This window comes from Streptomyces sp. NPDC091416 (genome assembly GCF_044756845.1).
In the GTDB taxonomy this organism is placed as follows: Bacteria; Actinomycetota; Actinomycetes; order Streptomycetales; family Streptomycetaceae; genus Streptomyces.
Map to the genome: position 1 here is coordinate 247,821 of NZ_JBIVTU010000013.1, position 12,954 is coordinate 260,774.

General features: G+C 72.1%; 10 protein-coding genes. 3 read left to right on the top strand and 7 right to left on the bottom strand.

The genetic code is table 11. The features are described 5' to 3' along the window. The first annotated feature begins 180 nt into the window (after positions 1 to 180). Positions 181 to 822 carry a hypothetical protein gene (locus ACIQMX_RS32660; RefSeq protein ID WP_363075838.1) on the top strand — a complete coding sequence of 214 codons (642 nt, stop codon included), beginning with the start codon at positions 181 to 183 and terminating at the stop codon, positions 820 to 822. A 153-nt stretch (positions 823 to 975) separates the two neighbouring features. On the opposite strand, the gene recX is transcribed toward ACIQMX_RS32660, so the two are convergent. The 4 genes from recX to ACIQMX_RS32680 form a co-directional block, all read right to left on the bottom strand. Next, entirely contained in the window at positions 976 to 1,725 is a 750-nt protein-coding gene (gene recX, locus ACIQMX_RS32665; protein WP_363075840.1) for a recombination regulator RecX, read from the bottom strand. A 3-nt stretch (positions 1,726 to 1,728) separates the two neighbouring features. Then, a complete protein-coding gene (recA, locus tag ACIQMX_RS32670) occupies positions 1,729 to 2,859 on the bottom strand; it encodes a recombinase RecA (protein WP_402483561.1) in 1,131 nt (376 codons plus the stop codon). A gap of 300 nt (positions 2,860 to 3,159) precedes the next feature. Next, positions 3,160 to 4,380 (bottom strand): AI-2E family transporter, encoded by a 1,221-nt coding sequence (locus tag ACIQMX_RS32675; protein ID WP_402483615.1) that lies wholly within the window; start codon positions 4,378 to 4,380, stop codon positions 3,160 to 3,162. A gap of 184 nt (positions 4,381 to 4,564) precedes the next feature. Then, entirely contained in the window at positions 4,565 to 4,759 is a 195-nt protein-coding gene (locus tag ACIQMX_RS32680) for a DUF3046 domain-containing protein (RefSeq protein ID WP_363075844.1), read from the bottom strand. A gap of 79 nt (positions 4,760 to 4,838) precedes the next feature. Here ACIQMX_RS32680 and ACIQMX_RS32685 point away from each other — a divergent pair, with 79 nt between their 5' ends. After that, the gene (locus ACIQMX_RS32685) at positions 4,839 to 5,753 is read left to right on the top strand and encodes a hypothetical protein (RefSeq protein ID WP_363075846.1); all 915 of its coding nucleotides are present in this window, start codon (positions 4,839 to 4,841) and stop codon (positions 5,751 to 5,753) included. 186 nt (positions 5,754 to 5,939) lie between these two features. Here ACIQMX_RS32685 and ACIQMX_RS32690 read toward each other — a convergent pair whose 3' ends face one another. Genes ACIQMX_RS32690 through ACIQMX_RS32700 form a run of 3 tightly spaced genes read right to left on the bottom strand, consistent with a single transcriptional unit; the run spans position 5,940 to position 7,979 of the window. Beyond that, on the bottom strand, positions 5,940 to 6,245 hold the full coding sequence (locus ACIQMX_RS32690) for an AzlD domain-containing protein (RefSeq protein WP_402483565.1): 306 nt from the start codon (positions 6,243 to 6,245) through the stop codon (positions 5,940 to 5,942). Then, complete coding sequence (locus ACIQMX_RS32695; protein ID WP_402483568.1) at positions 6,242 to 7,105, bottom strand: AzlC family ABC transporter permease; 864 nt, start codon at positions 7,103 to 7,105, stop codon at positions 6,242 to 6,244. Before ACIQMX_RS32695 ends, ACIQMX_RS32690 begins: the two co-directional genes overlap by 4 nt. A 10-nt stretch (positions 7,106 to 7,115) precedes the next feature. After that, positions 7,116 to 7,979 (bottom strand): AraC family transcriptional regulator, encoded by an 864-nt coding sequence (locus tag ACIQMX_RS32700; RefSeq protein ID WP_363075850.1) that lies wholly within the window; start codon positions 7,977 to 7,979, stop codon positions 7,116 to 7,118. Positions 7,980 to 8,125: 146 nt separating this feature from the next. Here ACIQMX_RS32700 and ACIQMX_RS32705 point away from each other — a divergent pair, with 146 nt between their 5' ends. Next, positions 8,126 to 12,790: a DEAD/DEAH box helicase gene (locus tag ACIQMX_RS32705; protein ID WP_402483571.1), complete on the top strand. Its 4,665-nt coding sequence runs from the start codon at positions 8,126 to 8,128 to the stop codon at positions 12,788 to 12,790. The last annotated feature ends 164 nt before the right edge of the window (positions 12,791 to 12,954 follow it).

Genomic DNA, 12,954 nt, shown 5'->3' on the forward strand with positions numbered 1-12,954 from the left:
GCGCCTCCCCCGGACCGCGCTATCCCCGGAATGCGTGGCGACACACCCGTATGGCCTCGCTCCGGTGGAGCGAACCGCGGACCGGACGGACATTCGCCTCAACGGCGAGGACCGCCACGGCATCTCCATCGCGCCGCTACGGCATCGCTTCGCCACCGCTACGACGGGGAGCCCGCACCCATGCCGACCACCGCCACCGCCCTCACGCCCGACGAGCTCGACGCCCAGGCCGCGCGCCTCCATGACACGGAGGCATGGCAGCAGATCGTCACAGGCTGGGACCTGACCGTTCCCGAACCTCCGGGGCCCGTCTCACCCGGCGGCGAGCAGAACCGTCCCGCGCCGTCGGACGACTGGCGCGATCTGCTGTCCGTACCGGTGGATCAGCTCATCGCCGACACGGTGCGCGCACTTCCCACGGCCCCGCCACGCGAGCGCCCCCTCCCCGGGCGCCTCGGTGCGGTACTGCCCGACCGGCTGCATGCCTGGCGGCGCATCGGACAGCCGGAGGTGCGGCCCTCCGTCCATCTCGCCCATGCCCGTCAGATCCTGACCGAATGGGGCTGGCAGAACACCCCGTACCGGCTCCGCAACGCCCGGGGGGCCCGCTGCATCTGCGGTGCCATGCTCACGGCGCACCGACTGGGCTACGGATCGGCGCACACCGTCGACCGGGCCGGGGCCTGGCTCATCGCTGAGCTCCGCTCCCAAGGATGGACCGGGCTGATCGGGCCGTGGAACCGCTACCCCGGGCGCACCGCCGCGGACGCCCTCGCCCTGATCGACGCCACCATCAGCCGTGCGGCCCGCGCCGGGCAGTAACAGCGCAGGCGGGCGACGGCGGACAGGCCCAAAGGGTGCCGCTGCGCTCGCGGCGTGTGCTGCTGTCGCCGCCGACGCCACAGCCGTTGTCCCTGACGCCGGCGTTGCCGTTGCCGTTGCCGTTACTCATACCGATACCGCTGCTCATGCCGATCAGAAGGGTTCGTCCAGCCCTTCCGTGTCCTCGCCCTCTTCCTCCAGGGCCCGGCGCACCACACGCAGGGCCATGCCCTCCCCGTACCCCTTGCGGGCGAGCATGCCCGCAAGGCGGCGAAGCCGCTTGTCGCGCTCCAGGCCCCGGGTGGACCGGAGCTTGCGCGCGACGAGCTCGCGCGCCGTCTCCTCCTCCTGCTCGGAGTCGAGCTGCCCCACTGCCTCGTCGATGACGGCGGACTCCACCCCCTTGGTGCGCAGCTCACGGACGAGCGCGCGGCGGGCCAGACCGCGTCCGTGATGCCGGGATTCCACCCAGGCGTCGGCGAACGCGGCGTCATCGATCAGCCCTACGTCCTCGAAGCGCGACAGCACCTCTTCGGCCGCCTCGTCCGGGATCTCCCGCTTGCGCAGGGCGTCCGCGAGCTGCTTGCGAGTGCGTGGGGTCCCGGTGAGAAGCCGCAGGCAGATGTTGCGCGCCTGCTCGACCGGGTCTCGCGGTTCCCCCTTCTCGGCCCTCGACGAGGAGGGGGAACCGCTGTCCCTGGAACGGGAGCGGGAACGACGCCCCGCCCCCTCACCGAATCCGGCGCCCGAGGCCGCGCTTCTCCCACGGCCGGCCCTGACGGCCGGCCCGTGGGAGACGTCGGACTCATGGTCGGATCCGGCCGTTTGCCCGGCGGCGAATTCGGGACCGGGGCCCACGCCGGAATCGGCAGCGCTGCCCGGCCACTCCGTACGGCGCGTCACGGTCTAGCTCTTGGCCGCCGCCGTCTTGGCCGGCTTGGTCTTGCCGGCCGGAGCGGACACCGGCTTCGCCGCGCCGTCGGCCGGAGCCGCCGCGCCTGCCGCGTCCACGCCGGATTCGGCAGCGGGCTCGGCGTCGGGCCGGACTCCGACGCCCAGCTTCTCCAGGATCTTCTTCTCGATCTCGTTGGCGAGATCGGGGTTGTCCTTGAGGAAGTTCCGGGCGTTCTCCTTGCCCTGACCGAGCTGGTCGCCCTCGTACGTGTACCAGGCGCCGGCCTTGCGGACGAAGCCGTGCTCCACGCCCATGTCGATCAGGCCGCCCTCGCGGCTGATGCCCTGGCCGTAGAGGATGTCGAACTCGGCCTGCTTGAACGGCGGCGCGACCTTGTTCTTGACGACCTTGACGCGGGTGCGGTTGCCGACCGCGTCGGTGCCATCCTTCAGCGTCTCGATGCGGCGGATGTCCAGACGCACCGAGGCGTAGAACTTGAGCGCGCGGCCACCGGTGGTGGTCTCCGGCGAGCCGAACATCACGCCGATCTTCTCGCGGAGCTGGTTGATGAAGATCGCGGTGGTCTTGGACTGGTTCAGCGCGCTGGTGATCTTCCGCAGCGCCTGGCTCATGAGACGCGCCTGCAGACCCACGTGCGAGTCACCCATCTCGCCCTCGATCTCCGCGCGCGGCACGAGCGCCGCGACGGAGTCGATGACGATCAGGTCGAGCGCGCCCGAGCGGACCAGCATGTCCACGATCTCGAGAGCCTGCTCACCGTTGTCCGGCTGGGACAGGATGAGGCTGTCGATGTCGACGCCGAGCTTCTTCGCGTACTCCGGATCGAGCGCGTGCTCCGCGTCGATGAAGGCCACCTGGCCGCCGAGCTTCTGCGCGTTCGCCACGGCGTGCAGCGTCAGCGTCGTCTTGCCGGAGGACTCCGGCCCGTACACCTCGACCACGCGGCCGCGCGGCAGACCGCCGACGCCGAGCGCCACGTCGAGCGCCGTGGACCCGGTGGGAATCACCTCGATGGGCTCGTTCGGCCGCTCGCCGAGGCGCATCACCGCGCCCTTGCCGAATTGCCGTTCAATCTGTGCGAGTGCGGCGTCCAGCGCCTTCTCGCGGTCGGTTCCTGCCATGGGTTCCACCCGATTTGCTTGAGTCGATCGCTTCACGTCAAAGACGCTAACCCCTGCCACTGACAATGGGCCTCGACGTCCTCCCGGCCTGTGGACAACTCCACGGTCGAGCCCGGGAAAACCCGGCCGGAATCCCATGAGAATGGATGTTCGATTTTGGTGTCAAGCGCACCACGCCGCACCGGCTCGCCCTCAGGATAGCGCCCCGGAGTCGGGCATTCAGGTGAGAAGATCGCATATGCGACAGCGCACTGAAAGTGAGAGAAGAAAGACCAAAACGGACCGACGGAACGCCGTGGCTCAGGGACGCGGCCGCGGGTCCTGCGGCCCGTCTCCCTCCCCCTGGCCGCCCTCTCCACGGCCGCCTTCCCTCCGGTCGCCTTCCCCCTGGCCGCCCTCGGAGTCGGCCTCGGGGGCTCGCCAGATCCTGCGCAGCCGCACGGACATCGGTTCGCCGCGCCGCCACTGATGGCGTCCGTGCACCCGGGGGTCGTCCGTGACGTCGTAGCGCTTCACGTAGGCGCCGAGGAAGGCCTGCAGCGTGGCCACGGCCGGGATGGCGATCAGCGCACCGACGGCGCCCATCAGAGCCGTGCCGGCGATGACCGAACCGAAGGCGACCGCCGGGTGGATGTCCACGGTCTTGGAGGTCAGCTTGGGCTGCAGCACGTAGTTCTCGAACTGCTGGTACACCACGACGAAGCCGAGGACCCACAGCGCGTACCAGGGGTCGACGGTGAACGCGATCAGCATCGGCAGGGCGCCCGCCAGATACGTACCGATCGTGGGGATGAACTGCGAGACAAGCCCCACCCACACCGCGAGCGCCGGTGCGTACGGCACTCCGAGTGCCAGCAGCAGGACGTAGTGCGCGACTCCGGAGATGAGCGCCATCAGCCCGCGCGAGTAGAGATACCCGCCCGTCTTGGCGACCGCGATCTCCCAGGCCCGGAGCACCTCGGCCTGGCGGGAGGGAGGAAGCACGGAGCACAGCGCGCGGCGCAGCCGGGGGCCGTCGGCCGCGAAGTAGAACGAGAACAGGAAGATCGTCAGCAGCCGGAACAGGCCGCCGAGGACCGTGGTGGACACGTCGAGTACACCCGTCGCACTGTTCTGGACGTACCTCTGGAGCCAGTCGGAGTGCAGCAGGCTGTCCTGCACCTCGACGCGGGAGAGCTCTGTGCGGAAGGTCTGGTTGACCCAGTTGATCACCGAGTCGAGGTACTTCGGGAAGTCCTCCACCATGTCGACGATCTGGCCCGCGAGCATCGAGCTGAGCAGCACGACGAAGCCGGCGCCGGCGATCAGCACGCCGAGAAAGACCAGGAAGGTGGCGAAGCCCCGGCGCATGCCGCGGGCCGACATCCGGCTCACCGCGGGTTCGATCGCGAGCGCCAGGAAGAAGGCGATCAGCACATTGATCAACAGACCGATGAGCTGGTCGAAGGCCCAGCTGCCGAGCCGGAAGCAGGCGTAGAGCCCCAGTGCCAGCACCATGGCCCGCGGCAGCCAGCCGGGCATGCGGGCGCTCCCGCCGCCGGACGGCGGGTGCGGTGGCGCGGCCGGCGGGACGGGCGGGTCGAGGGGCGGCTGGGTCTGAGCGGTCTCGTCTGTCGGTGCCACGGAGCAAGTCTCGCCTACTCCACGGACACGAGGTCGCGCACCCCGGCCACAGCCTGCCCGCCGTACCGTCCGGAATCGCGCTTCAGCGCTTGTCCGCGGGGACGTCCACGGCCGCGCACACCCCGCGCCAGACGTCCTTGGCCTCCCACCCCGCGTCCAGTGCCTGCCGCACGGTGCGCCCGCCGAGCTCGGCCATCACATGGTCGCGCGCGAAGGAGTCGGCGTACCCCGCGCCGAAGTGGTCCGCCATCCGTTCCCAGAAAATCGTCAACCGCATGCCACCAGTATCCCGCTCCTGAGAGTGCAGCCTGGCCGCCCGGCCTCACCGAGAGCGCTTGCCGTCCTACGGTCGGTGCATGGCTGGAACCGGAACAAGTCCCCTCAACCGTGCCGAGCAGTTCATCTGGCTCACGGCCCGCGTCCTGGAACAGCGGCGGTTCGCCCATGACTTCCTGAAAGGAAGTGCGGACGCCGTGGAAACAGCACTCGCCGCCTTCCTCAATGAGGACGGCGGATACGGTCACGCGCTCGAACCCGATCTGCGAGGCCCCGTCAGTCAGCCGCTCCACACAGCACACGCGCTGAGCGTCCTCGACTCCATCGATCGCTGCGGCGGGCTCCGCGTGGAGCGGATCTGCCGATTCCTGACCGCCGTGTCCACCAAGGAGGGCGCCTTACCCGCCCTGCTCCCCTCACAACGCGGCTACCCGGCCGCGCCGTTCATCCCGGTGGTCGACGACCCGCCGGCCGAACTCCTGGTGACCGGGCCCGTCGTCGGGCTGCTCCACCGCAACTCGGTCTGGCACGCCTGGCTGTTCCGGGCCACGGACTTCTGCTGGGACGCCGTCAACGCCCTGGAGGCGTCGCATCCCTACGAGATCGAGGCCGCGGTCGCCTTCCTCGACGGTGCGCCGGACCGGCCGCGGGCCGAGGCTGCGGCCGACCGGCTCGGACGTCTGGTGCGCGACCAGCGGCTCGTCGCCCTGGACCCGGAGCGGCGCGCGGAGTACCCCGTGGCGCCCGGGTACGCGCCGGGCGAGCAGCACTTTCCGTACGACTACGCCCGCGCGCCCGAATCGCTCGCCCGGCGCTGGTTCACCGACGCGGAGATGGATCGCGCGCTGGACCATCTCGCGGCCGGACAGCAGGCGGACGGCGGCTGGCCCGTGACCTGGCGGCAGTGGGCCCCGGGAACCGCCCTGGAGGGACGCCCCCTGGTCACGCTCAGGGCCCTGCAGACGCTTCGGGCGTACGGGCGCGGTCTGGACTGACACCACCGGGTTCCGGCACCCGCGTCCGCCGGCCACCTGAAGCTCGCACACACTGTCCCGCCGCAGAGGGCAACGGGTAAGGGGCTCGGTCCAGGGACCGAGCCCCTTACCCGTCCCGGGCTGTCGGACACGCGGTCACCCCAGGACGGTCCCCCAAAGGACGCGTGGTCGACCCAGGACGCACGGTCACCCGAGGGCGCGCGCTCCGGCGGTGACGACCACGGCCACTCCCACGACAACGAGGAAGGGCGCACGCAGCACCAGGGCAAGGGCTGCGGCGGCGAGCCCGGCGCCCCTGGCGTCGAGCACCAGGTGCTGGCCGTTGCCGAAGGTCTGCTGCGCGGTCAGGGCAGCCAGCAGGGCCACCGGAAGCAGAGCCGCCAGCCTCTGCACGACGGGACGCTCCAGGGCGCCGGCCGGCACAAGAAGCCCCAGGAGCTTGGCGAGGTAACAGCCGACGGCGGTCAGCGCGATGGCGATCCAGACGTTCATCGGCCGTCCTCCTGCGTGCTGGTGCGCGGCGCCCCGGGCGTCGCGGTCTTCTCCGCTTCCTGCCCTTGCCGGGCCTCCCCCGCCGATTCGTCCGGGGCGCTGTCCTTGCCGCGCCCCATCGGCCCGGCCTTGCCGCGCCCCATCAGGAAGAGGACCGCCGGCGCCGCGAGCGCGGCCAGCAGTACAGGCACCCCCGCGGGTAGGACGGGCAGCAGGCCGAGCGCGAGCACGACGGCGAGCGCGGCGGTGACCCGCTCCGTCGTGCTCTTCAGCATCGGTGCCAGCAGGGCGAGGAAGACGGCAGGCCCCGCCGCGTCCAGCCCCCAGGCCGCCGTGTCGCCGAGCGCCTCGGCGCCGAGCGCGCCGACCAGCGTGGTGAGGTTCCACAGCACGTAGAGCGTGAGCCCGGTGACGGTGAAGCCGATCCGGGCGGCGCGCCGGGTGGGCTGGGGCAGCGTCACGGCGGTCGTCTCGTCGATGACCCACTGGGCGGCGAGGGGGCGCACGGCACGCGGCAGCGCGAGCAGCTGCGACAGCCGCAGGCCGTAGAAGGAATTGCGTACACCGAGGAAGAAGGCACCGGCGGCCGCCGTGTACGGGTTGCCGCCGGCGGCAAGGGCGCCCACCAGGGCGAACTGGGAGGCGCCGGTGAAGACGAGGAGGCTGAGCGCGCAGGTCTGCAGCAGGCTCAGTCCGGAGCCGGCGGAGGTGACGCCGAACGCGAAACCGGAGAGGCCGACGGCTATGCCGACGCCGAGTGCGTCACGTACGACCGCCGCGTCCGGCTTGGCCTCGGCCGCGATCGCACTGCCGCCGGGCGGGCCGGGGAGGTTCTGAAGGGGTGTTGTCTGTTCTGCCACACCCGGGACGCTACCCGGGCAGTCCGGGACCGGTCTTGTACGTTCTTGCGCGTTCCCGCTGGTAGGCGCCGGGTGGCACCCCCACGATCCGGGTGAAATGACGGTTGAGATGCGGCTGGTCGGTGAAGCCGACCGCGGCGGCAGCCGCGGCGGGAGCGGTACCCGCGTCGAGCATCCGTCGCGCACGCCGGACGCGCGCGTCCGTGAGCCAGGTGTGCGGCGGCATCCCGTACTGCTTCTTGAAGGCCCGGAGCAGGGCGAAAGGGCTTGTGCCGAGTTCGGTGGCCAGTGCCTCCAGGGTCGGCGGCTGCGACATCCTGCTCTCCAGTACGGCACGGGCCCGCGCCGCGTCCCGCGCGCCGGCCGCCCGGGCCGCCGGGGCGGGCAGGACGCTGCCGTGCCGGGTGAGCAGGCGCGTGACCAGGACCCGCAGCACGCTGTCCGCCGCCAGAGCGTTGCCCTCCTCCGCGGCCTGGTGGACCTCGCCGATGAGCCGCGCCGCGTAGGGGTCGGCCACGCTGGTCTCGGTGAAGCAGACGGTCCCGCGGAGGTTCGTCGTATCGGCCGCGATGTCGTTGACCGCCTGGGCGGACGGGTAGAGCGTGGCGTACACCCAGCCCTCGGGAACACCGGCCTTCGCGGTGTGCGGCACCTCAGGATTGATCATGACGACGGAGCCGGGGCCGGCGTGGACGGTGCCGCCGGGCAGCTCGACGTCCTCGACACCCTGGGTGACGGCGCCGAACACGAAGCCCTCGTGACTGTGACGCGGGAAGGTGTGGCGAATGTAGCGGGCCCGCAGCAGGTCGAGGTCGGGCAGCTCCGCGTACTGCCAGTGCCTCGCCCACTCCGCCGGTCCCGTCGCTCCTGCCATGCTCGAATTCTCGCAGCTCGCGGGCTGCGGGCGCCTCGGCGCGGTCGCCGGCCGAGCCGTCGCGGCATCACCCGCGGACGGGCCACGGAGCCTGGCCGGGGCCGCTTCCGGGGCCGTTGTCAGTGGCGGGGTGCACGATGGGGGACATGACCGGCTCCGCACTCGATGCGTTCTCCCCCGCGACCCGCAGCTGGTTCACGGGGGCCTTCAGCGCGCCGACGGCGGCGCAGGAAGGCGCCTGGCGGGCGATCGGTGAGGGGTCGGACGTCCTGGTCGTCGCGCCGACGGGGTCGGGGAAGACCCTGGCGGCCTTCCTCGCCGCCCTGGACCAGCTGACCGCGGTCCCGCCGCCCGCCGAGGCGAAGAAGCGCTGCCGTGTGCTGTACGTATCGCCGCTCAAGGCGCTCGCCGTCGACGTGGAGCGCAATCTGCGCTCGCCGCTGACCGGCATCCGCCAGGAGTCGGCGCGCCTGGGGCTTCCCGAGCCCGAGGTGCGCGTGGGCATCCGTTCCGGCGACACCCCGCCCGCCGAGCGCCGCTCGATGGCGACGAGGCCGCCGGACATCCTGATCACCACACCCGAGTCCCTGTTCCTGATGCTGACGTCCTCGGCACGGGAGGCGCTGGCCGGAATCGAAACGGTGATCCTCGACGAGGTGCACGCGGTCGCGGGCACGAAGCGGGGAGCCCATCTCGCCGTGTCGCTGGAGCGGCTCGACGAGCTGCTGCCCCGCCCGGCCCGGCGCATCGGCCTGTCGGCCACCGTCCGCCCGGTCGACGAGGTCGCGCGCTTCCTCTCTCCCCGGCGGAAGGTGGAGATCGTCCAGCCGCCGTCCACCAAGCGGTTCGATCTGTCGGTGGTCGTGCCGGTGGAGGATCTGGCTGAGCTCGGCGGCTCGCCCGCCACCGATCCGGACTCCGGGCAGACGGACAAGCCGTCGATCTGGCCCCATGTGGAGGAGCGGATCGCCGATCTAGTCCAGGCCCACCGGTCCACGATCGTCTTCGCCAATTCCCGCCGTCTGGCCGAGCGGCTCTGCAACCGGCTCAACGAGATCGCCTACGAACGGGCCACCGGCGAGACGATGCCCGAGGCCCACTCCCCCGCCGAAGTCATGGCGGAGTCCGGTGCGGCGAAGGGCGCGCCCCCGCTCCTCGCCCGGGCCCATCACGGCTCGGTGTCCAAGGAGCAGCGTGCACAGGTGGAGGAGGACCTCAAGGCGGGCCGGCTGCCCGCGGTGGTCGCCACCTCCAGCCTGGAGCTGGGAATCGACATGGGAGCGGTCGACCTGGTCATCCAGGTCGAGTCGCCGCCGTCGGTCGCTTCCGGGCTCCAGCGGGTCGGCCGTGCCGGGCATCAGGTGGGCGCGGTCTCCACCGGGGTTGTCTTCCCGAAATACCGGGGCGACCTGGTGCAGGCGGCCGTGGTCACCGAACGGATGCGTGAAGGATCCATCGAGGCCCTGCGGGTCCCTTCCAATCCGCTGGACGTGCTGGCCCAGCAGCTGGTCGCGATGGTCGCCCTGGACAGCTGGCAGGTGGACGACCTGCTGGCGGTGACCCGCCGGGCCGCCCCCTTCGCCTCGCTCCCCGAGTCGGCGTTCACCGCCGTCCTCGACATGCTCGCCGGCCGCTATCCGTCCGACGCCTTCGCCGAGCTGCGTCCCCGTGTCGTCTGGGACCGGGTCGCCGGTACGGTCACGGGCCGGCCCGGCGCCCAGCGGCTCGCCGTCACCTCCGGTGGCACCATCCCCGATCGCGGCCTCTTCGGGGTCTTCCTCGCCGGTTCCGACCCCAAGAAGGGCGGCGGCCGGGTCGGTGAGCTGGACGAGGAGATGGTGTACGAGTCCCGGGTCGGTGACGTCTTCACCCTGGGCACCACGTCGTGGCGGATCGAGGACATCACGCGCGACCGGGTCCTGGTCTCGCCCGCTCCGGGTGTGCCGGGACGGCTGCCGTTCTGGAAGGGCGACCAACTGGGCCGTCCGCTGGAGCTGGGGCGTGCCCTGGGCGCCTTTCTCCGCGAGCTCGGCGGGCTGTCACCGGACGACGCCCGGCAGCGGCTGCTGGCCGCCGGTCTGGACACGTGGGCCGTGGACAATGTGCTGTCCTACATCGACGAGCAGCGCCGGGCCTGCGGCCATGTGCCGGACGACCGGACCATCCTGGTCGAGCGTTTCCGGGACGAGCTGGGCGACTGGCGCGTCGTCGTGCACTCCCCGTTCGGCGCCCAGGTGCACGCCCCCTGGGCGCTCGCCCTCAGCGCGCGGCTCGCCGAGCGGTACGGCATGGACGCCCAGGTCATGCATGCCGACGACGGCATCGTGCTGAGGCTCCCGGACGCGGACATGATGGGGCTGGACCTCCTCGACTTCGACCCCGTCCAGGACCCGCCCCGGACTCCCGCCCCGGCACCGCCCCCTCCCGCCGGCATCGCCCTGGACGGCGACCAGCCCCCGGTCGGCGCCGCCGATGTCGCCTTCGACCAGGGCGAGATCGCGCAGATCGTCACGGACCAGGTCGGCGGATCCGCTCTGTTCGCCTCGCGGTTCCGCGAGTGCGCGGCCCGCGCGCTGCTGCTTCCGCGGCGCAGCCCCGGCAAGCGCACACCGCTGTGGCAGCAGCGCCAACGGGCCGCCCAGCTCCTCCAGGTGGCCTCCGAGTTCGGCTCGTTCCCCATCGTTCTCGAAGCGGTCCGCGAATGCCTCCAGGACGTCTTCGACGTACCCGGGCTCACCGAGGTGATGGGTGATCTGGAGGCCCGGCGGATCCGGCTGGTCGAGGTGACCACGCCGGAGCCTTCACCGTTCGCCCGCTCGCTCCTGTTCGGGTACGTCGCACAGTTCCTGTACGAGGGCGACTCACCGCTCGCCGAGCGCCGGGCCGCTGCCCTCTCGCTCGACTCCCACCTCCTGGCCGAACTGCTGGGCCGCGCGGAGCTGCGCGAACTTCTCGACGCCGAGGTCCTGACCGAACTGGAGCGGGAGCTCCAGTGGCTGGCCGAGGACCGCCGGATCAAGGACGTCGAAGGGGTCGCCGACCTGCTGCGGGTCCTCGGTCCGCTCACCGGTCAGGAGCTGGCCGAGCGCGGGGCCGAACCTCCATGGGCGCAGGAGCTGGCGTCGGCCCGCCGCGCGATCCGGGTCCGGATCGGCGGCGACGACCACTGGGCGGCCATCGAGGACGCGGGCCGGCTGCGCGACGCCCTGGGCACGGCGCTCCCGGTCGGTGTCCCCGAGGCCTTCACCGAGCCGGTCAAGGACCCGCTGGGCGATCTCCTCGCCCGTTACGCCCGTACGCACGGCCCGTTCACCTCCACCGCGGCAGCGGCCCGCTTCGGACTCGGCACCGCCGTCACCGAGGGCGCACTGCAGCGGCTCGCCGCCTCCGGCCGGATCGTCCAGGGCGAGTTCCATCCCGCCGGTATCGGTCAGGAGTGGTGCGACGCCACGGTCCTGCGGCGGCTGCGACGCCGGTCGCTCGCCGCGCTCCGCCACGAGCTGGAGCCGGTACCTCCCGCCGCGCTCGCCGGGTTCCTGCCCCAGTGGCAGCATCTCGGCGACAACAGTCTGCGCGGCATCGACGGACTGGCGCGCGCCATCGAGCAGTTGCAGGGCGCGCCCGTTCCCGCGTCCGCGTTGGAGAAACTCATCCTGCCCAGCCGGGTCAGCGGCTACTCCCCCGCGCTCCTGGACGAACTCACCACCACCGGCGAGGTCGTGTGGGCCGGCGCGGGGGCTCTGCCGGGCAAGGACGGGTGGCTCGCCCTCTATCCGGCCGACAGCGCGCCCCTGCTCCTGCCTCCCCCGCGCCCGCTCGAACTCAGCGCGCTGCACGAATCCGTACTGACCGCGCTCAGCGGGGGTTACGGGCTCTTCTTCCGCCAGATCGCCGATCAGGTCCGCGCCACCACGCACCCGGATTCCACCGATCCCCAACTCGCGGACGCCCTCTGGGATCTGGCCTGGTCGGGCCGCCTCACCAACGACACACTCGCCCCGCTGCGTGCGCTCCTCGGCTCGGGGCGCACAGCCGGAGCGACCGCGCACCGCGCCAAACGCAACGTTCCGCGCGGCCGTTACGGCTCCCTCACCGCCTCGGCCCGCCCCGTCTCGCGTACCGGTCCGCCCACGGTCTCGGGCCGCTGGTCCCTGCTGCCGTCCACCGAACCCGAACCCACGCACCGGGCCCACGCCCTGGCCCGCACCCTTCTGGACCGGCACGGTGTCGTGACGCGTGGCGCGGTCCAGGCCGAGGGTGTCGAGGGCGGCTTCTCCGCCGCGTACCGCGTGCTGTCCGCCTTCGAGGACAACGGGCAGGCGCGCCGCGGCTATGTCGTGGAGGGGCTGGGAGCCGCGCAGTTCGCCATGGACGGCGCGGTCGACCGGCTCCGCGCGGCCTCCACCGCCCGCGACCGTACGGAGCCGGGCGCTGACCCCCGCGCGCTGGTCCTCGCCGCGGCCGACCCCGCCAACGCCTACGGGGCGGCACTGCCGTGGCCCGAGCCACCGGCCGGGGCCGGCCACAAGCCCGGCCGGAAGGCCGGCTCCCTCGTCGTCCTGGTGGACGGTGAGCTGACGCTGTACATGGAGCGCGGCGGCAAGACGCTGCTCGCCTGGCCGACCGACCCGGACGACCCCGCGCTCCGGGCCGCCGCGGCGGCCCTCGCGGCCGCGGCCCGGGCCGGAGCCCTCGGCACCGTCACGGTGGAGCGCACCAACGGCGCCTCGTCGCTGACCTCACCGCTCGGCCGCACCCTGGAATCGGCCGGCTTCCTCGCCACCCCGAGAGGCCTGCGCCTGCGCGCCTGAACCCGAGGTGCGCCCCGACCCCCACCAGCCAAACCCAGACACCCGTACCCGTACCCACGTCCACGTCCACACCCACACCCACACCCACACCCACACCCACACCCACACCCACACCCACACCCACAAAGCGTGGGCTCACCCGCCCTCACCCGCCAACCCGCGCA

What these genes read in the sequence shown, in the direction of transcription:
- ACIQMX_RS32660 (WP_363075838.1), top strand. Translation starts at nt 181, where the DNA reads ATGCCGACCACCGCCACCGCCCTCACGCCCGACGAGCTCGACGCCCAG.
- recA (WP_402483561.1), bottom strand. Translation starts at nt 2,859, where the DNA reads ATGGCAGGAACCGACCGCGAGAAGGCGCTGGACGCCGCACTCGCACAG.
- ACIQMX_RS32675 (WP_402483615.1), bottom strand. Translation starts at nt 4,380, where the DNA reads ATGCCCGGCTGGCTGCCGCGGGCCATGGTGCTGGCACTGGGGCTCTAC.
- ACIQMX_RS32680 (WP_363075844.1), bottom strand. Translation starts at nt 4,759, where the DNA reads ATGCGGTTGACGATTTTCTGGGAACGGATGGCGGACCACTTCGGCGCG.
- ACIQMX_RS32685 (WP_363075846.1), top strand. Translation starts at nt 4,839, where the DNA reads ATGGCTGGAACCGGAACAAGTCCCCTCAACCGTGCCGAGCAGTTCATC.
- ACIQMX_RS32690 (WP_402483565.1), bottom strand. Translation starts at nt 6,245, where the DNA reads ATGAACGTCTGGATCGCCATCGCGCTGACCGCCGTCGGCTGTTACCTC.
- ACIQMX_RS32700 (WP_363075850.1), bottom strand. Translation starts at nt 7,979, where the DNA reads ATGGCAGGAGCGACGGGACCGGCGGAGTGGGCGAGGCACTGGCAGTAC.
- ACIQMX_RS32705 (WP_402483571.1), top strand. Translation starts at nt 8,126, where the DNA reads ATGACCGGCTCCGCACTCGATGCGTTCTCCCCCGCGACCCGCAGCTGG.